The organism is Kitasatospora sp. NPDC127035 (genome assembly GCF_042726075.1).
GTDB lineage: Bacteria > Actinomycetota > Actinomycetes > Streptomycetales > Streptomycetaceae > Kitasatospora.
The window spans coordinates 7,587-29,350 of record NZ_JBHXDN010000062.1; the positions used below are offsets into that span (position 1 = coordinate 7,587).

The 21,764-nt window shown below is 75.8% G+C and carries 1 protein-coding gene; it reads left to right on the forward strand.

Going from position 1 to position 21,764, the window contains the following annotated elements; genetic code table 11:
- Nucleotides 1–279: 279 nt before the first annotated feature.
- The gene (locus tag ACFWIC_RS31760) at nt 280–21,756 is read left to right on the forward strand and encodes an SDR family NAD(P)-dependent oxidoreductase (protein WP_380520608.1); all 21,477 of its coding nucleotides are present in this window, start codon (nt 280–282) and stop codon (nt 21,754–21,756) included.
- The last annotated feature ends 8 nt before the right edge of the window (nt 21,757–21,764 follow it).

The following is a 21,764-nucleotide window of genomic DNA, read 5'->3' on the forward strand; positions in this document are numbered from 1 at the left end:
TTTTTTTTATACGCCCCCGCCAACGGGGCGGCCGCCGCCGCCCGGGGCGGCGCCCCCCCCCCCCGGAACTCCGGGGGCGCGGCCCGCGCGCGTCCGGGGTCGGGCCCGCACCCCGGTCCCAGGGCACCCCGGTCCCGGCAGGGGAGGGGTAGGGGTAGGCCGCCGCCCGGGAGGCGGCCTACGTTCGGCCCAGGCTGGCAGGAGTGCGGACACGCGCTTCGGCGGTCCCCCGCATCGCTTCCCCGCGCTCCGCGCGAACCGAACTTGGTGAGGCCTGAGTTGGTGGCTCAAGAGAAGCTCCTCGACTATCTCAAGCGGGTCACGGCGGATCTGCACCAGACCCGTGAGCGGCTCCACAAGGCTGAGTCCGCCGATCGGGAGCCGATCGCGATCGTGGCCATGAGCTGCCGCTACCCGGCCGGCGTCCGCAGCCCCGACGACCTGTGGCGGCTGGTGAACGCCGGCGCCGACGCCATCGGCCGCCCGCCCGCGGACCGCGGCTGGGACCTCGACGACGCCTACGACGAGGGCTCCGGGACCACCGACGGGCGGTCCTCCGAGGGCGGCTTCCTGGACGGCGCCGGCGAGTTCGACGCGGCGTTCTTCGACATCAGCCCGCGCGAGGCGCTGTCGATGGACCCGCAGCAGCGGCAGGTGCTCGAAGCGTCCTGGGAGGCCCTGGAGCGGGCGGGGGTGGACCCGACCACGCTGCGCGGCAGTCGTACCGGCGTGTTCATCGGCTCCAACACGCAGGACTACGTCCGGCTCATCGGCGGCAGCGTGCAGGCGGCCGAGGGCTTCCTGATCACCGGCACCACCGCGGCCGTCCTCTCCGGCCGGGTGTCCTACACGCTCGGCCTCGAAGGCCCCGCCGTCACGATCGACACCGCCTGCTCCTCGTCGCTGGTCGCCATCCACCTCGCCGCGCAGGCCCTGCGCGCCGACGAGTGCACGATGGCGCTGGCCGGCGGCGTGACCGTGATGGCCACCCCGGGCGCGTTCACCGAGTTCGGCCGCCAGCGCGGTCTGGCCGCCGACGGCCGCTGCAAGGCGTTCTCCGCCGAGGCCGACGGCATCGGGCTCTCCGAGGGCGTCGGCCTGCTGCTGCTGGAGCGGCTCTCCCGGGCCCGGCGGCTCGGCCACCCCGTCGTCGGCGTCATCCGGGGCAGCGCCGTCAACCAGGACGGCGCCAGCAACGGCATCGCCGCTCCCAACGGCCCCTCCCAGCAGCGCGTCATCCGGCAGGCGCTGGCCAACGCCGGGCTCTCGGTCGACGACGTCGACCTGATCGAGGCGCACGGCACCGGCACCCGGTTGGGCGACCCGATCGAGGCCCAGGCCGTGCTCGCCACCTACGGGCAGGACCGCACCGCCGGCCGCCCGGCCCGGCTGGGCTCGGTCAAGTCGAACATCGGCCACACCCAGGCCGCTGCGGGCGTCGCCGGTGTGATGAAGGCCGTGCTGGCGATGCGGCACGAGACCATGCCGAAGTCGCTGCACCTGGACGAGCCCAGCCCGCACGTCGACTGGGCGGCCGGTGACGTCGAACTGCTCACCGAGGCCCTCCCCTGGCCCCGCCGGGACACCCCCCGCCGGGCCGGTGTCTCCTCGTTCGGGGTCAGCGGCACCAACGTCCACATGATCATCGAGGAGCCGCCCGCGCCGACCGAGGCCGGGACCGACGCGGACGACGCGGACGGCGCGGACGACGCGGACGGGGCCGGCGCGGCCGCGGAGCAGCCGGCCCCGTCCGGGCCGGCCCCGCTGCTGCCGGCCCCCGTGGTGCTGTCCGCCCGGGACGCCGACGCCCTGCGCGCGCAGGCCCGGCAGCTCTACACCTTCGTCGAGGACCGGCCCCGGGTGCGGATCGCCGACCTGGGCCACGCCCTGGCGACCGGCCGCGCCGCGCTGGAGCACCGCGCCGTGCTGCTCGCCGACGACCGGGAGTCGCTCCTGAGCGGCCTCGCCGCCCTCGCCGTCGGCGAGCCCGGCTCCGGCCTGGTCACCGGCGAGCCGGCCGAGGGCAAGCTCGCCTTCCTCTTCACCGGCCAGGGCGCCCAGCGGACCGCCATGGGCCGCCGGCTCGCCGAGCGGTTCCCCCGGTACGCGGAGGCGTTCGACACCGTCGCCGCCGCCCTCGACCGCCACCTCGTCCGGCAGCCTGGGGACCTCCCGCTGCGGGACGTCCTCGACAGCGACCTCCTGCACCGGACCGGCTACGCCCAGCCGGCGCTGTTCGCCGTCGAGGTCGCCCTGCTGGAGACCGTCCGCGGCCTCGGCCTGGAGCCCGAGATCGTCGCCGGCCACTCGGTCGGCGAGATCGCCGCCGCCCACGCCGCAGGCGTGCTCTCCCTGGACGACGCCGCCGCCCTGGTCGTCGCCCGCGGCCGGCTGATGCAGGCGCTGCCGTCCGGCGGCGCCATGCTCGCCGTCCGCGCCACCGAGGACGCCGTCCGGGCGGCCGGCCCCGACGACCTCGACATCGCCGCCGTCAACGGTCCGTCCGCCGTCGTGCTCTCCGGCCCCGAGGCCGCGGTCGACCGGTTCGCCGAGAAGGCCCGCGCCGCCGGCTGGAAGACCAGCAGGCTCAACACCAGCCACGCGTTCCACTCCCGGCTCATGGAGCCGATGCTCGCCGAGTTCGGTGCGGTGGTCCGCGGCCTCGACTTCGCCGAACCCACCCTCGCGGCGGTGTCCGCCGTGACCGGCCGCCCGGTCGCCGTCGGCCAGTGGAGCGACCCGCAGTACTGGGTCGACCAGGTGCGCAGCCCCGTCCGCTTCGCCGACGCCGTCCACGCGCTGGACGCCCTGGGCGCCGGCCGCTACCTGGAACTCGGCCCCGACACCGTGTTGGCCGCGATGGCCGCGGAGACGCTGCCGGACGCCGGGGCGTGCGTCGCCGCGCTGCACCGGGACCGCGACGAGGTCACCGCGTTCCTCACCGCCCTGGCCAGGATCCACGCCGCGGGCTCCGCCGTGACCTGGTCGGCCCTGCACCCCGTGCGCCCCGCCGAGCCGCTCGACCTGCCCACCTACCCGTTCCGGCAGGAGCTGTACTGGCCCTCACCGGCCGACCTGGTCACCGTCGACGCCGCCGGACTGGGGCTGACCGCGACCGGGCACCCGCTGCTCGGCGCGGTGCTGACCCTCGCCGACGGCGACGGCAGCGTCTTCACCGGGCGGATCGCCGTCCAGACCCACCCCTGGCTCGCCGATCACGCCGTGCTCGGCACCGCCGTCCTGCCCGGCACCGCGATGGTCGAACTGGCGCTGCGGGCCGGCGAACAGGTCGACACGCCGGTGCTGGAGGAGCTCACCGTCCAGGCCGCGCTCACCGTCCCCGCGTCCGGGGGCGTCGCGCTGCAGGTCGTCACCGGCGCCGCCGACGAGAGCGGCCGGCGCACCGTCGGCGTCCACTCCCGCCGCGAGGACGCGCTGCCCGACGAGCCGTGGACGCTGCACGCCACCGGGTACCTCGCCCCCGCCGGCCCGCAGACCCCGCCGGACGACCTGGACGTCTGGCCGCCGGCCGGCGCCACCCGCCTGCCGGTCGACGGCTTCTACGAACGGCTGTCCGGCGCCGGCTTCGGCTACGGGCCGGCGTTCCAGGGCCTGACCGCCGCCTGGCGGCTCGGCGACGACGTCTACGCCGAGGTGACCCTGCCGGAGTCCGAGACCGGCCAGGCCGCCCGCTTCCAGCTCCACCCCGCCCTGCTGGACGCCGCGATGCACGGCGCGGCCCTCGCCGGGGCCGGCGCCGACGGCTCGGCCCGGATGGCGTTCGCCTTCACCGACCTCGCCGTGCACGCCGTCGGCGCCACCGCCCTGCGCGTCCGGCTCACCCCGTCCGGCACCGACCGGGTCGCGCTCCTCGCCGCGGACGGCACCGGCGCCCCCGTCGTGACCATCGGCTCGATGGTCATGCGGCCGGTCGCCGCCGGCCCGCTCGCGGTCGGGCCGCGCCAGGCACCCCGCTCGCTGTTCGGCGTCGACTGGGTCGAACGCCGGCTGGAGGAGACCCCGGCCCCGACCGGCTGGGCGGCCCTCGGAGCCGTCCGGGACACCGGCCTGCCGCTGGCCGGCCCGGACGCCCCGGCCGACCCGCCGGCCGTCCTGCTGCTGGACTGCCCGCCCGGGCACGCCGACCACGACGACCCGGCCGGTCCGGCCGCCCGCGTCCGCACCGCCACCCGGCGGGTGCTGGCCGCGCTCCAGGAGTGGATCGGCGACGAGCGGTACGCCGGGACCACGCTGGTCGTCACCACCACCGGCGCCGTCGCCGGCGGCCCCGGCGAGGAGCCCACCGACCTCGCGCACGCCGCCGTCTGGGGCCTGGTCCGCTCCGCCCAGTCCGAGTACCCGGCCAGGATCGTCCTGGCCGACGTCGACGGCAGCGCGGCGTCCTGGGCCGCCCTTCCCGCCCTGGTCGCCGCCGGTGACGTCCCGCAGGCCCTGGTCCGGGGCGGCGCCGTCGCCGCGCCCCGGCTGGCCCGCATCCTGCCCGACCCGGCGATGACCCCGCCCGACGCGCCCGCCTGGCGGCTGGAGAAGGCCGCCGGCGGCGACACCCTGGACCAGCTGCGGCTGGTCGCCTGCCCCGCGCCCGAGAGTCCGCTGGAGCCGGGCATGGTGCGGGTCGCCGTCCGCGCCGCTGGCCTGAACTTCCGCGACGTGCTGATCGCTCTCGGCGTCCACCCCAGCGACAACCCGCTCGACCTCGGCAGCGAGGGCGCCGGCGTCGTCCTGGAGGTCGGCCCTGACGGGCCGGACCTCGCCCCGGGCGACCGGGTCATGGGCGCGTTCGCCGGGGGCTTCGGCCCGGTCGCGGTCACCGACGGGCGGCTCCTGGCCCGGATCCCGTCCGACTGGACGTTCGCCGAGGCCGCCGCCGTGCCGATGGCCTACCTCACCGCCTACTACGCGCTGGTCGACCTGGCCGACGTGCAACCCGGCGAGACCGTGCTGGTGCACGCCGGCGCCGGTGGCGTCGGCACCGCCGCGATCCAGATCGCCCGGCACCTCGGCGCCCGGGTCCTGGCCACCGCGAGCCCCGCCAAGTGGGACGCCCTGCGCGCCCTCGGCCTGCCCGACGAGGACATCGCCTCCTCCCGCACCACCGCGTTCGCCGCGGAGTTCGCCCGCGCCACCGGCGGCCGGGGCGCCGACGTCGTGCTCAACTCCCTGGCCAACGAGCTCATCGACGCGTCCCTGACCCTGCTGCCGGCCGGCGGCCGGTTCCTGGAGATGGGCAAGACCGACCTGCGCGACCCGGCCCTCCTCGCCGCCGACCACCCCGGCGTCCGCTACCGGCCGTTCGACCTCTTCGAGGCCGGCCCGGACCGGATCGGCGCGATGCTCACCGAGATCCTCGCGCTGTTCGACGCCGGCGAGCTGCGGCTGCCCCCGGTGCGCGCGTGGGACGTCCGGCAGGCCCGCGACGCGTTCCGCTTCGTCAGTCAGGCCAAGCACATCGGCAAGAACGTCCTGGTGATGCCCCGCCAGGCCCGCGAGAGCGGGACCACGGTCGTCACCGGCGCCACCGGCACGCTCGGCCGGCTGCTCGTCCGCCACCTCGTGCACACCCGGGGCGTCCGCGACCTGCTGCTGCTCAGCCGCAGCGGCACCGACGCGCCCGGCGCCGCCGACCTGTGGTCCGAGCTGACCGACGCCGGCGCGAGGGTCCGGCTGGTCCGCTGCGACGTCGCCGACCGCACCGACCTCGACCGGGTGCTCGACGGCGTGGACGTCCGTGCCGTCGTGCACGTCGCGGGCGTCCTGGACGACACCGTGCTCACCGCACTGACCCCCGACCGGCTCGACGCGGTGCTCCGCGCCAAGGTCGACGCGGTGGTCAACCTGCACGAGGCCACCGCCGGCGCCGACCTCGACGCGTTCGTCCTGTACTCCTCGGTCGCCGGCCTGTTCGGCACCCCGGGACAGGGCAACTACGCCGCCGCCAACGCGTTCCTCGACGCCTTCGCCGCCGCCCGCCGCAGCCGCGGCCTGCCCGGCACCTCGCTCGCCTGGGGCGCCTGGGACACCGACGCCGGCATGGCCCAGAACCTGTCGGAGGTCGACCGCCGGCGGCTCAGCCGCGGCGGCATCGCACCGCTGGCGGTCCCCGAGGCCCTCGGCCTGTTCGACACCGCCCTCGACTCCGAGCATCCGCTGCTGGTGCCGATCCGGATCGACCACACCGTGCTGCGCGCCCGCCAGGGCGACGCCGGCCTGCCCCCGCTGCTGCGCGGCATGGTCCGCGAGAACGTCCGGCGCGCCGCCACCGGCGCCACCGCCGCCTCCCTGCTCCAGCGCCTCGCCGAGCTGGCCCCCGCCGACCAGGACCGGCTGCTCCTCGACCTGGTCCGCACCCAGGTCGCCGCGGTGCTCGGCCACGGCTCCGGTGACGCCGTCCCGGCCGGCCGGGCCTTCAGCGAGCTGGGCTTCGACTCGCTGACCGCCGTCGAACTGCGCAACCGGCTCAACGCCGCCACCGCGCTGCGCCTGCCGGCGACGCTCACCTTCGACTACCCGACCCCGCAGGCGCTGGTCGCCTTCCTGCGCGGCGAACTGGTCGGCGCGCTGGCCGAGCAGGTAGGCCCGGCCACTGCCGTCACGTCCCGGCCCGCCGGGACCGACCTCGACGACCCCGTCGTCATCGTCGGCCTGGGCTGCCGCCTCCCCGGCGGGGCGGACACCCCCGAGGCGTTCTGGCGGCTGCTCGCCGACAGCCGGGACGGTGTCTCCGGCTTCCCCGACGACCGCGGCTGGGACCTCGACTCGCTCTACCACCCCGACCCGGACCACCCCGGCACCTCCTACGTCGACGAGGGCGGGTTCCTCGCCGGGGCCGGCCGGTTCGACGCCGGGTTCTTCGGCATCAGCCCGCGCGAGGCCGTCACCATGGACCCGCAGCAGCGCCTGATGCTGGAGACCTCCTGGGAGGCGCTGGAGCGCGCCGGCATCGACCCGACCGCGCTGCGCGGCAGCCGGACCGGCGTGTTCGCCGGCGTCCTCTACAGCGACTACGGCACGCTGCTGCGCCAGGCCAGCGCCGGAGCCGAGGGCTACGCCGGGGCGGCCAGCGCCGGCAGCCTGGTCTCCGGCCGGGTCTCCTACACCTTCGGGTTCGAGGGCCCGGCGATCACCGTCGACACCGCCTGCTCCTCCTCCCTGGTCGCCCTGCACCTCGCCGCCCAGGCGCTGCGCTCCGGCGAGTGCGACCTCGCGTTGGCCGGTGGCGTCACCGTCATGGCGACCCCGGGCGCCTTCGTCGAGTTCAGCCGGCAGCGCGGCCTCGCCGCCGACGGCCGGTGCAAGGCCTTCGCCGCCGCCGGTGACGGCACCGGCTGGGGCGAGGGCGCGGGCGTCGTCCTGCTCGAACGGCTCTCCGACGCCCGCCGGGCCGGCCACCCGGTGCTCGCCGTGCTCCGCGGCAGCGCCGTCAACCAGGACGGTGCCAGCAACGGCATCACCGCGCCCAACGGCCCCTCCCAGCAGCGCGTCATCCGCCAGGCCCTCGCCACCGCCGGGCTGACCCCCGCCGGGGTCGACGCGGTCGAGGCCCACGGCACCGGCACCTCCCTCGGCGACCCGATCGAGGCCCAGGCCCTGCTGGCCACCTACGGCCAGGACCGGACCGGGGGCGTGCCGCTCTGGCTCGGCTCGGTCAAGTCGAACATCGGGCACACCCAGGCCGCGGCCGGCGTCGCCGGCGTCATCAAGATGGTGCTGGCCATGCACTACGGCGTGCTGCCCCGCACGCTGCACGTCGACCGGCCCTCCCCCCAGGTCGACTGGGCGGCCGGAGCGGTGGAGCTGCTCGCCGAGGGCCGTCCCTGGCCGCGCGCCGCGCACCCGCGCCGGGCCGGGGTCTCCTCGTTCGGCATCAGCGGCACCAACGCCCACATCATCCTCGAGGAGGCCCCCGCCGCCCAGGCGGAGGAGCCGCAGGCCGGCCGCCCGCTGCCCGTCGTGCCGCTGGTGCTCTCCGGGCACGACGCCGCCGGCCTGGCCGGCCAGGCCGCCCGGATGCTGGACTTCCTCGACACGCGCCCCACCGCGCGGCTGCTGGACGTCGGCCACTCGCTGGCCGGCCGGGCGGCGCTGCCGCACCGGGCGGTGGTGCTGGCACGCACCGGCGACCAGACCGTGACGGAACTGCTCGACCTCGCCGACGGCGTGCGGAGCGGAGGCGTCGCCGCCGAGGGCCGGCTGGCGGTGGTGTTCACCGGTCAGGGGTCGCAGCGGGTCGGGATGGGCCGGGAGTTGTACGACACCTTCCCGGTGTTCGCGACCGCCTATGACGAGGCGTGCGAGGCGCTGGGGCTGACGCTGCACGGGCTGGACGCGGAGTCGCTGGACCGGACGGGTTCGGCGCAGCCGGCGATCTTCGCGGTGGAGGTGGCGCTGCTGGCGCTGGTCCGTTCGTGGGGTGTGACGCCGGATGTCGTGGCGGGTCACTCGGTGGGTGAGATCACGGCCGCGTACGCCGCCGGGGTCCTGACCCTGGCGGACGCGGCGAAGCTGGTGGCGGCGCGGGGCCGGTTGATGCAGGCGCTGCCCCCGGGCGGCGCGATGCTGGCGGTCGGGGCGTCGGAGGCGGAGGTGTGCGGGGCGTTCCCGGACATCGACCTGGCTGCGGTCAACGGGCCGGCCGCGGTGGTCGTGTCGGGCGCCGAGGACGAGATCGTGCGGATCGCGGATCTTGCCTCGGAGCGGGGCTGGAAGACGTCGCGGCTGCGGACGAGTCACGCGTTCCACTCCCGGCTGATGGAGCCGATGCTCGACGAGTTCGCGGAGGTCGTCCGGAGCCTGCGGTTCGGTGCACCCCGCCTGGCCGCGGTCTCCACCGTCACGGGAGCCGCAGTCTCCGAGGGGGAGTGGTCGGACCCGGAGTACTGGGTCGACCAGGTCCGCCGCCCGGTCCGCTTCGCCGACGCCGTCACCGCCCTCGACGCCGACCGGGTCCTCGAACTCGGCCCCGACGGCGTCCTCACCGCACTCGTGCAGGACACCCGCCCCGAGCTGACCGCCGTCGCGGCCCTGCGCCGCGACCGCGAGGAGTCCGAGACGCTGCTCACCGCGCTCGGGCGGCTGTTCACGGCCGGCGTCGCGGTGGACTGGGCGGCGGTCTTCGCCGGCACCGGCGCGACCCGGCTCGAACTGCCCACCTACGCCTTCCAGCACGTCACCTACTGGCCCCGCCCGCGCCGCGGGCTGCACGTGACCGACCCGGCCGGCCTCGGCCTGGTCGGCACCGGCCACGCCCTGCTCGGCGCGGCGGTGGAACTGCCCGACTCGCCGACCACCGTGCTCACCGGCCGGCTCTCGGTGGCCACCCACCCCTGGCTGGCCGACCACGTCGTGCTCGACCGGGTCGTGGTGCCCGGTACCGCGCTGGTCGAGATGGCGCTGGCCGCCGGCGACCGGGCGGGCGCCCCGGCGCTGGAGGAACTGGTCCTGCAGACCCCGCTGACCCTGACGGCGGGCGGCGGCGTCCAGGTGCGCGTCACGGTCGCGGCCGGTGCGGACGACGGACGGCACCAGGTCACGCTGCACGCCCGTGCCGACGAGACCGAGCCGTGGACCGTCCACGCGACCGGTTCGCTCACCGCCCAGGGCGAGGAGCCGGCCGACCCCGGACTGGTCGTCTGGCCGCCGGCCGGAGCCGAGCCGGTACCGGTCGAGGACTTCTACCCGGCGCTGGCCGCCACCGGAATGGCCTACGGGCCCGCCTTCCGGGGCCTGCGCAAGGTCTGGCGGCACGGCACGGAGGTGCTGGCCGAGGTCGGCACCGAGGAGGCGGTCGCCGGATACGCGCTGCACCCGGCGCTCTTCGACGCCGCCCTGCACGCCGTCGGAGCCGGCGGGCTGCTGCCCGAGCACGGCGTCCGCCTGCCCTTCGAGTTCGCGGGCGTGCGGATCTCCGGCGAGGCCGGAACGGTCCTGCGGGTGCGGCTCACCCCCGGGACGCGCCCCGACAGCGTGCGGGTGGCACTGGCCGACGAGTCCGGCCTGCCGGTCGCCGAGGTCGAGCAGCTGACGCTCCGGCCGGTCTCCGGGGTCCAGCTCTCGGCCGCCGACCGGCTCCTCTACGGCGTGGAGTGGGTGCCGGAGGAGACCGAGGTGTCCGCGGAGCCCCGTGTCACGATCCCGCTCGGCGCCGCGCTGCCCGCCCCCGCCCCGGTGGTGACGGTCGACGCGACCGCGCCCGGCGCGGCGGGTGAGCGCGCAGCCGCCCTGCTCACCCTGCTGCAGACCTGGTTCGCCGACCCGGCCCGGGCCGACTCCCGGCTCGTCGTGCGGACGTCGGGCGCGGTCGGCGAGGAGATCACCGACGCCGACGGCGCCGCGCTGTGGGGTCTGGTGCGGTCGGCGCAGGCCGAACACCCGGACCGGCTCCATCTGGTGGACGCGGCCGAGGACGTGTTCTATCCGCTGCCGGAGGCCCTGGTCCGCGACGGCGTCGTCCGCGTGCCGCGCCTGGCCCGGATCCGGGCGTCGGGCACGGCGGACCTCGGCGACGGCCTCGTGGTCGTCACCGGTGCCACCGGCACCCTCGGGCGACTGCTCGTCCGGCACCTGCTGCAGACGCACGGCGTCCGTGACCTGCTGCTGCTCTCCCGGTCCGGCGGGGCCGCCGACCCCGACCTCGACCTCGACGGCGTGACCGTACGGTCGGCCGCGTGCGACCTGGCCGACGCCGACGCCGTCGCCGAGGTCCTGCGGGACGAGCCGGTCACCGCGGTGATCCACGCCGCCGGCGTGCTCGACGACGCGCTCCTCGCCGACCTCACCCCGGAGCGGCTGCGGACGGTGTTCCGCGCCAAGGTGGACGCCGCCGCCAACCTGCGCGCCGCCACGGCCGACCGGCCCCTGACGGCGTTCGTGCTGTACTCCTCGGCGGCCGGCCTGTTCGGCGGTCCCGGCCAGGCCAACTACGCCGCCGCCAACGCCTTCCTGGACGCCTACGCCGCCGAACTGCGGTCGCAGGGCGTCCCGGCCACCTCGCTGGCCTGGGGCCTGTGGGACGCCGGGATGGGCAGCGGGCTCAGCGACGCCGAACGGGCGAGGGCCCGGCAGGGCGGCATCGTGCCGCTCGGCGCCGAGCAGGGCCTCGCCGCGTTCGACGCCGCGCTGGCCGCCGACCGCGCGGCCGTCGTGCCGCTCGGGCTCGACCTGGCCGCGCTGCGGACCCGGCCCTGGGTGCCGCCGCTGCTGCGCGGGCTGGTGCCGGCGCCGGGACGGCCCGCGGCGGCCACGGCGGGCGGCGGGTTCGCCGCACGCCTGGCCGGGCTGGCGGAGGCCGAACGCGAGCGGGTCGGCCTCGACCTGGTCCGCACACACGTGGCCGCGGTCCTCGGCCACGCCGACGGGTCGGCGGTCGCCGCGGACCTGCCGTTCAGCGAGCTGGGCTTCGACTCGCTGACCGCCGTCGAACTGCGCAACCGGCTCAACGCGGTGACCGGACTGAGGCTCTCCTCCACGCTGGTCTTCGACTACCCGAACGTCGTCGCACTCGCCGCGTACCTGGCCGACGAACTCGCCGGGGCGGTCGCGGCGGCGGCCCCGGTGGTGACCGCCGCGGTCGCCTCGGACGAGCCGATCGCGATCGTGGGGATGGCGTGCCGCTACCCCGGGGGCGTCGCCTCGCCGGAGGACCTGTGGGAGCTGGTGGCGTCCGGGCGGGACGGGATCGGGTTCTTCCCCGAGGACCGTGGCTGGGACGTGGAGAACCTGTACCACCCCGACCCCGACCACCCCGGTACCTCGTACACGCGTGAAGGTGGATTCCTCTACAGCGCGGGGGACTTCGACCCGGAGGTGTTCGGGATCTCGCCGCGCGAGGCGCTGGCGATGGACCCGCAGCACCGGCTGCTGCTGGAGACGTCGTGGGAGGCGTTCGAGCGGGCGGGGATCGACCCGCTGGGCCTGCGCGGTTCGCGGACCGGAGTGTTCGCCGGTGTCATGTACAACGACTACTCGATGGTGCTGGGGGCCTCGGACGACAGCGCCGAGGGCTTCATGGGCACCGGCGGGAGCATCGCGTCGGGCCGGGTGTCGTACACCTTCGGTCTGGAGGGCCCGGCGGTCACCGTCGACACGGCGTGCTCGTCCTCGTTGGTCGCTCTGCACCTGGCGGTGCAGGCGTTGCGCAGCGGGGAGTGTGACGCGGCGCTGGCCGGCGGCGTGACCGTCATGGGTACCCCGAACACCTTCGTCGGGTTCTCGCGGCAGCGCGGTCTCGCGGCCGACGGCCGGTGCAAGTCCTTCGCGGACGGCGCCGACGGCACCGGCTGGGGCGAGGGTGTCGGCATGCTGCTGGTCGAGCGGCTGGCCGATGCCGAGCGCCTGGGTCACCCGGTCCTGGCGGTGGTGCGGGGCAGTGCGGTGAACCAGGACGGTGCGTCCAACGGTCTGACCGCGCCCAACGGTCCGTCGCAGCAGCGGGTGATCCGCCAGGCGCTGGCCAACGCACGGCTCGACGCCGGCGACGTCGACGTGGTGGAGGCCCACGGGACGGGCACGCCGCTGGGCGACCCGATCGAGGCCCAGGCCCTCCTGGCGACGTACGGGCGCGACCGCTCCGGCGAGCCGCTGTGGCTGGGTTCGGTGAAGTCGAACCTCGGGCACACCCAGGCGGCGGCCGGTGTCGCGGGCATCATCAAGATGGTGGAGTCGATGCGGCACGGCGTGCTGCCCGGCACGCTGCACGTGGACGAGCCGTCCTCGCAGGTGGACTGGTCCGCCGGTGCGGTGGAGCTGCTGACCGAGGCCCGCGACTGGCCCGCGACCGGCCGGCCGCGCCGGGCCGGGGTGTCCTCGTTCGGCATCAGCGGCACCAACGCCCACGTCATCCTCGAAGGCGTGCCGCTCACCGAACCGGCCACCGGGTCGGACGAGTTGCCGCTGCGTGCACGGCCGGCGGCCCCCGTCGTCCTCACCGCCGCCGACGAGGCCGGGCTGCGTGCCCAGGCCGAACAGCTCTACGGACTGGACGCACCGGTCACCGGCCTGGCCCGGGCGCTGACCCGGCGCGCGGCGCTGCGGCACCGCGCGGTCGTCGTGGCCGCCGACCAGGCTGCACTGGACGAGGGCCTGGCGGCGGTGGCCGCCGGATCCCACCCGCTGACCGGGGTCGCCGGGCACGGCCGACTGGCGGTGGTGTTCACCGGCCAGGGGTCCCAGCGGGTCGGTATGGGCCGGGAGTTGTACGAGGCGTTCCCGGTGTTCGCCGCGTCCTTCGACGAGGTGTGCGCCGCGCTCGGCCTCCCGCTGCACGAGGTCCTGGAGGACCGGGAACGGCTGGACCTGACCGGCTGGGCGCAGCCGGCGATCTTCGCGGTCGAGGTGGCGCTGCTGGCGCTGGTCCGCTCGTGGGGTGTCACGCCGGATGTCGTGGCCGGTCACTCGGTCGGTGAGATCACGGCCGCGTACGCCGCCGGGGTCCTCACGCTGAAGGATGCGGCGAAGCTGGTGGCGGCGCGGGGCCGGCTGATGCAGGCGCTGCCGGCCGGCGGCGCGATGCTGGCCGTCGGGGCGTCGGAGGGCGAGGTGCGGGAGGCGTTCCCGGACATCGACCTCGCGGCGGTCAACGGGCCGGCCGCGGTGGTCGTCTCCGGTGCCGAGGACGACATCGTGGCGATCGCCGAGCTGGTGACCGAGCGGGGCTGGAAGACCAACCGCCTGCGGACCAGCCACGCGTTCCACTCCCGGCTGATGGAGCCGATGCTGGCGGAGTTCCGCACGGTCGTGGAGACGATCGGCCTCGTCGACCCGGTACTTCCCGCCGTCTCGACCGTGACCGGCACTCCGGTGACGCCCGGTCAGTGGTCGGACCCCGAGTACTGGGTCGACCAGGTCCGCCGCCCGGTCCGCTTCGCCGACGCGGCCGTGGCCCTGGGCGCGGACCGGATCCTGGAACTCGGCCCGGACAGCGTGCTCGCCGTCCTGGCGGGCCTGCTCTGCCCGGATGCCGTGGCGGTGGCCGGACTGCGCAGGGACCGGGACGAGCCCACCGTGCTGCTGACGGCGCTGGCCGAGCTGTACGTACGGGGCCAGCGGGTCGACTGGCCCGCCGTGTTCGACGGCACCGGCGCCCCCCGGGTCGAGCTGCCCACCTACCCCTTCCAGCGCCGGCGCTACTGGCCCCGGCCGCGGACCGGCGCGAGCCGCGACGCGATCGGCCTCGGGCTGGCCGAGACCGGCCACCCGCTGCTCGGAGCAGCCGTCGAGGCCCCCGACGCGGCGACGACGCTGCTCACCGGCCTGCTGTCGTTGCGCACCCACCCGTGGCTGGCCGACCACGTCGTGCAGGGCAGCCCGCTGGTACCGGGGACCGCGCTGGCCGAGATGGCCCGCGCAGCCGGCGAGCGAGCCGGTGCCCCGGTCGTGGAGGAACTGCTGCTGCAGGCTCCGCTGCCGCTGCCCGAGCGCGGTGGTGTCCAGCTCCGCGCCACCGTCGCCGCGCCCGACGCCGACGGCCGGCGCGCGCTGTCGGTGCACGCCCGCGCCGAGGACGACGACCCCTGGACGACGCACGCCACCGGCGTGCTGGCCGCCGCGGACGAGCGGTCGCCCGCCGAGGTGGACCTGGTCTCCTGGCCGCCGACCGGCGCCGACCCGCTGGACCTCTCCGGTTTCTACCCGGAGACAGCGGCCGGCGGGCTCGCCTACGGCCCCGCGTTCCAGGGCCTCAAGGGCGTCTGGAAGCGCGGTGAGGAGGTGTTCGCCGAGGTCGAGCTCGATCACGCGACCGCCGGGTACGCGCTGCACCCGGCACTGTTCGACGCGGTCCTGCACGCGATCGCCGCCGGCGGCCTGTTCACCGACGGCGACGTCCGGCTCCCGTTCGCCGTCACCGGCTTCCGGTCCTTCGGGCCGGCCGGTACGCGGCTTCGGGCGCACCTGACCCTGGCCGGAGGCGCCGACACCGTACGGCTGCTGCTCGCCGACGCGTCCGGCACACCGGTCGCCGAGGTCGACGGCCTGGTGCTGCGCCCGGTCTCGTCCGTCCGCCCGGGAGCGGCTGCGGCCGAGCGGCTGCTCTACGCGGTGGAGTGGGCCGCGCACGAGGTGGCGGGTGAGGTGCCGGGTGCGGTGATCCGTCTCGGTGACGCGCTGCCGGTGCCGGTGCCGGTGCTGTTGGTGGATGCGACGGCGGCGGGTGCGGCCCGGGAGCGGGCGGCCCGGTTGCTGGTGCTGCTCCAGTCGTGGCTGGCCGACGCGGCGTGGTCCGAATCGCGCCTGGTGGTCCGCACGTTCGGTGCGGAAGGTGCGGAGATCGCCGATGCGGACGGTGCCGCGTTGTGGGGTCTGGTGCGGTCGGCGCAGGCCGAGCATCCGGACCGGCTCCATCTGCTGGACGCGGCTGAGGACGTGTTCTATCCGCTGCCGCAGGCGCTGGTGCGCGAGGGCGTGGTGTCCGCGCCGCGTCTGGTGCGGGTGACGGGTTCCGCGTCCGCGCCGGTGGAGTTCGGGGACGGCACGGTCGTGGTGACCGGTGCGACCGGCACCCTGGGGCGGCTGGTGGCCCGGCATCTGGTCGAGACGCACGGTGTCCGTGATCTGCTGTTGCTGTCCCGCTCCGGTGGGGATGCGGGACTCGTCGAGGAGCTCGCTTCGGCGAAGGTGCGGGCGGTGGCCTGTGACGTGGCGGACGCGGAAGCGGTGGCCGAGGCGTTGCGGGGCGTGCCGGTGACTGCGGTGATCCACGCCGCCGGTGTGCTGGACGACGCCCTCCTCGCTGATCTGACGCCCGAGCGCCTCGACACGGTGTTCCGGGTCAAGGTCGACGCCGCGCGCAACCTCGCTGCCGCGACGGAGGGCCGGACGCTCAGCGCCTTCGTCCTCTACTCCTCGGCGGCCGGTCTGTTCGGCAACGCCGGCCAGGCCAACTACTCCGCGGCCAACACGTTCCTGGACGCCTACGCGACCGAGCTGCGGTCGCAGGGCGTGCCGGCGACGTCGCTGGCCTGGGGCCTGTGGGACGCGGGTATGGCCGGCGGGCTCAGCGAAGCCGAGCTGGCCCGGGCCCGGCAGGGCGGCATCCTGCCGCTGACCGCCGAGCAGGGGCTCGCGGCCTTCGACGCCGCGCTGGGTACGGGCCGGGCGGCCGTCGCGCCGCTGGCGCTCGACACGGCCCCGCTGCGCGAGGCCGCCGCGGCCGGGTTGTTGCCCCCGCTGCTGGCGAGCCTGGTCCGGGTGCCGGTCCGCAAGCGGGCCGACACCGCCCTGGGCCTGCGGCTGGCCGGCCTGCCGGCGCCGCAGCGCGATCGGGCGGTGCTCGACCTGGTCCGGACCCACGTGGCCGCGGTTCTCGACTACGCGGGCCCGGAGGCGGTCGAGGTCGAACGCGCCTTCAGCGAGCTGGGCTTCGACTCGCTCATCGCGGTCGACCTGCGCAACCGCCTGATGGCCGTGACCGGCCTGCGACTGCCGTCCACGCTGGTCTTCGACTACCCGAACACGCTCGCCCTGGCAGCGCACCTCGGTGCCGAACTCGCCGGAGCGGTCGAACGGGCCGACGCCGTCGCCCCGGCGGGCGCGACGGGCCGGACGGTCCGTGCGCTCCGTGCCGACGAGCCGATCGCGATCGTGGGGATGGCGTGCCGTTACCCCGGGGGCGTCGCGTCGCCGGAGGACCTGTGGGAGCTGGTGGCGTCCGGGCGGGACGGGATCGGGTTCTTCCCCGAGGACCGTGGCTGGGACGTGGAGAACCTGTACCACCCCGACCCGGACCACCCGGGTACCTCGTACACGCGGGAGGGTGGATTCCTCTACAGCGCGGGGGACTTCGACCCGGAGGTGTTCGGGATCTCGCCGCGTGAGGCGCTGGCGATGGACCCGCAGCACCGGCTGCTGCTGGAGGCGTCGTGGGAGGCGTTCGAGCGGGCGGGGATCGACCCGCTGGGCCTGCGCGGTTCGCGGACCGGGGTGTTCGCGGGCGTGATGTACAACGACTACTCGATGGTGCTGGGGGCCTCGGACGACAGTGCCGAGGGCTTCATGGGCACTGGCGGGAGCATCGCGTCGGGCCGGGTGTCGTACACCTTCGGTCTGGAGGGCCCGGCGGTCACCGTCGACACGGCGTGCTCGTCCTCGCTGGTGGCTCTGCACCTCGCGGTGCAGGCGCTGCGCAGCGGCGAGTGTGACGCGGCGCTGGCGGGTGGTGTCACCGTGATGGCGACGCCGAACACCTTTGTCGGGTTCTCGCGGCAGCGGGGCCTCGCCGCTGACGGCCGGTGCAAGTCCTTCGCCGAGGGCGCGGACGGCACCGGGTGGAGCGAGGGTGTCGGCATGCTTCTGGTCGAGCGGCTGGCCGATGCCGAGCGTCTGGGTCACCCGGTCCTGGCGGTGGTGCGGGGCAGTGCGGTGAACCAGGACGGTGCGTCCAATGGTCTGACGGCGCCGAACGGTCCGTCGCAGCAGCGGGTGATCCGGCAGGCGTTGGAGTCGGCGGGTCTGTCGGCGCGGGACGTGGACGCGGTGGAGGCGCACGGGACGGGCACCTCGCTCGGTGACCCGATCGAGGCCCAGGCGCTCCTCGCCACCTACGGCCAGGACCGTGCGGAGAACGAGCCGCTGTGGCTGGGTTCGGTGAAGTCGAACCTCGGTCACACGCAGGCGGCGGCCGGTGTCGCGGGCATCATCAAGATGGTGGAGTCGATGCGGCACGGCGTGCTGCCCGGCACGCTGCACGTGGACGCGCCGTCGTCCCAGGTGGACTGGTCCGCGGGTGCGGTGGAGTTGCTGACCGAGGCCCGCGACTGGCCCGCGACCGACCGGCCGCGTCGGGCCGCGGTGTCCTCGTTCGGCATCAGCGGCACCAACGCCCACGTCATCCTCGAAGCCGTGGCTCCGAGTTCCCCGGCCGCCGCGTCGGGTCGGAGCCTTCCGGTGACCCCGATCGTGCTCAGCGCGGCGGACCCGGACGCGCTGCACGCCTACGCCGCCCGCCTGCGCACCGCCGACACGGCGGACCTGTCGCTGGACCGGGTGGGCCGGGCCCTCGCCGGTCGAGCGGCCCTCAGGCACCGCGCCCTGCTCCTCGCCACCGACCACCCCGCGCTCGACCGCGCGTTGGCCGGCGTCGGTTCGGGCGACGAACCCGGGGCCGGGACGCGGTTCGGGGAGGCGCACCGCGCCGCTCTGGCAGTGGTGTTCACCGGTCAAGGGTCCCAGCGGGTCGGTATGGGACGGGAGTTGTACGAGGCGTTCCCGGTGTTCGCCGCGTCCTTCGACGAGGTGTGCGCCGCGCTCGGCCTCCCGCTGCACGAGGTCCTGGAGGACCGGGAACGGCTGGACCGGACGGAGTGGGCGCAGCCGGCGATCTTCGCGGTCGAGGTGGCGCTGCTCGCCCTCGTCCGTTCCTGGGGCGTGGAGCCGGACGTCGTCGCCGGTCACTCGGTCGGTGAGATCACCGCCGCCCACGCCGCCGGGGTCCTCACCCTGGCCGACGCGGCGAAGCTCGTCGCCGCCCGGGGCCGGCTGATGCAGGCCCTCCCGGCGGGCGGGGCGATGCTGGCCGTCGGGGCCTCGGAGGCCGAGGTGCGCCAGGCGGACCCGGTCATCGACATCGCGGCGGTCAACGGCCCGGACGCCGTGGTCGTGTCGGGCGCCGAGGACGACATCGCGCGGATCGCCGGACTCGCGGCGGACCGGAGCTGGAAGACCAACCGCCTGCGGACCAGCCACGCGTTCCACTCCCGCCTGATGGAGCCGATGCTCGACGAGTTCCGCACGATCGTCGGGACGCTCGGCTTCGCCGACCCGGTGACCCCCGCCGTCTCCACGGTGACCGGCGCCCCGGTGGCACCCGGCCAGTGGTCGGACCCGGAGTACTGGGTCCGGCAGGTCCGCGAGCCGGTCCGCTTCGCCGACGCCGTCACCGCTCTCGACGCCGGCCGTGTGCTCGAACTGGGCCCGGACGGCGTCCTCACCGCGCTGATCGGCGACCTGCGTCCGGAGCTGACCTCCGTCGCCGCGCTGCGCCGTGACCGGGGCGAGGTCATGGCGCTGCTCACGGCAGTCGGGGCGCTGTTCGTGGAGGGCCAGGACGTCGACTGGGGCTCGGTGCTCGGCACCGGCCCGCGCGCCGACCTGCCCACCTACGCCTTCCGGCACCGCCGGTACTGGCCGCGGCCCCGGACCGGTTCCACCGGTGACGCCGTCGGCCTCGGCCTCGTCGGCACCGGGCACCAGCTGGTCGGCGCCGCGGTCGAACTTCCCTCCGGTGACAGTGTCTTCACCGGAAGGCTCTCGACCCGTACGCACCCGTGGCTGGCCGACCACGCGGTCTCCGGCCGTACGGTCGTCCCGGGCACGGCACTGGTGGAGATGGCGCTCGCCGCCGGGGAGCAGGCCGGGCTCCCGGTGCTGGACGAACTGCTGCTCCAGGCCCCGCTGACCTTCGGGGACCAGGACGGGGCCCAGGTCCGGGTCACCCTGGCCGCGCCCGAGGACGGCCGCAGCGCGGTGACGATCCACTCCCGGCACGAGGACGACGCCGCGTGGGTGCTCAACGCCGAGGGCGCGCTGAGCGACGCCGCCGAGCCGTTCCCGGACACCGCCGCCGCGGCGGCGGTCTGGCCGCCGGCGGGCGCGGACGAGATCGACGTCGACGGCTTCTACCCGGCGGCGGCAGCCGCCGGGCTGGAGTACGGGCCGGCGTTCCAGGGTCTGAAGGGCGTCTGGAAGCGCGGCGAGGAGGTGTTCGCCGAGGTCGAGCTCGATCACGCGACCGCCGGGTACGCGCTGCACCCGGCACTGTTCGACGCGGCGTTGCACGCGATCGGCGCGGGTGGCGCGCTCCCGGTCGACGGCGGTGTCCGGTTGCCGTTCGGCTTCTCCGGGGTCCGGGTCGCGGGCCCGGCCGGGACGAGCCTCCGGGTCGAGATCGCTCCCGCGCCCGGTACCGACACGGTCCGGCTCACGTTCACCGATTCGTCGGGTGGTCCGGTCGCGGCCGTGGAGAGCCTCGTGCTGCGTCCGGTCGCGGCCGGTCAGTTCGGCGGCCTCGCCGACCGACTGCTGTTCGGTGTGGAGTGGGCCTCGCAGGAGGTGGCGGCCGAGGTGCCGGGTGCGGTGATCCGTCTCGGTGACGCGTTGCCGTCGCCGGTGCCGGTGCTGTTGGTGGATGCGACGGCGGCGGGTGCGGCCCGGGACCGGGCTGCCGCGTTGCTGGTGCTGCTCCAGTCGTGGCTGGCCGACGCGGCGTGGTCCGAATCGCGCCTGGTGGTGCGGACGTTCGGTGCGGAAGGTACGGAGATCACCGACGCGGACGGTGCCGCGTTGTGGGGTCTGGTGCGGTCGGCGCAGGCCGAGCACCCGGACCGGCTCCATCTGGTGGACGCGGCCGAGGACGTGTTCTACCCGCTGCCGCAGGCCGTCGTTCGCGAGGCCGTGGTCACTGCGCCGCGTCTGGTACGCCTGTCGGGTTCCGCGTCCGCGCCGGTGGAGTTCGGTGACGGCACGGTGGTGGTGACCGGTGCGACCGGCACCCTGGGGCGGCTGGTCGCCCGGCATCTGGTCGAGACGCACGGCGTCCGTGATCTGCTGTTGCTGTCCCGCTCCGGTGGGGATGCGGGACTCGTCGAGGAGCTCGCTTCGGCGAAGGTGCGGGCGGTGGCCTGTGACGTGGCGGACGCGGAAGCGGTCGCCGCAGCGCTGCGGGGCGAGCCGGTGACCGCGGTGATCCACGCCGCCGGTGTGCTGGACGACGCCCTCCTCGCCGATCTGACGCCCGAGCGCCTCGACACGGTGTTCCGGGTCAAGGTCGACGCCGCGCGCAACCTCGCCGCCGCGACGGAGGGCCGGGCGCTCAGCGCCTTCGTCCTCTACTCCTCGGCGGCCGGTCTGTTCGGCAACGCCGGTCAGGGTAACTACGCCGCGGCCAACGCCTTCCTGGACGCCTACGCGACCCAGCTGCGCGCGCGGGGAGTCCCCGCGACCTCCCTCGCCTGGGGCCTGTGGGACGCGGGGATGGGCGAGTCCCTCACCGACGCCGACCGGGAGCGGATGCGGCGCGGCGGTGTCCTGCCGCTCACGGCGGAACAGGGCCTCGCCGCGCTCGACGCCGCGCTCGGCACCGGCGAGCCGCTGGTCGCCCCGCTCGCCCTCGACCCGGCCGCGCTCGGCCAGGCGGCCGAGGTCGGCCTGCTGCCCCCGCTGCTGGCCGGGTTGGTCCGCGCACCGCGTAGCCGCCGGGACGTGTCGGCGGGGCCGGCACTGGGCCGGCGCCTGGAGGGCCTGCCCGCCGAGGACCAGGACCGGATCGTGCTCGAAGCCGTCCAGGGTCAGGTTGCGGCCGTGCTGGGGTACGACTCCGGCGCCGCCGTCCCGGTCGCGCGGCCGTTCAGCGAGCTGGGCTTCGACTCGCTCATCGCGGTCGACCTGCGCAACCGCCTGATGGCCGTGACGGGCCTGCGACTGCCGTCCACGCTGGTCTTCGACTACCCGAACACCGCCGCTCTCGCCGCTCACCTCGCCGAGCGGCTCAGGCCCGCCACGGTCTCCTCGGTGGCGGCCCTCCTGGCCGAACTCGACCGGCTCGAAAAGGGGTTGCAGGCGGCGTCGGCCGGTGACGACGAGCGGTCGCGGGTGACCGCCAGGCTGCACGGCCTGCTCGCCGCCTGGCAGGGCGCGGACACGGTGCCGACCGGCGGCACCGGCGGCGCCGTCCTCGTCGACGAGTTGGAAGCCGCCACCGACGACGAGATGTTCGACCTGATCGGCAAGGAATTCGGAATCTCCTGACCCGCCGC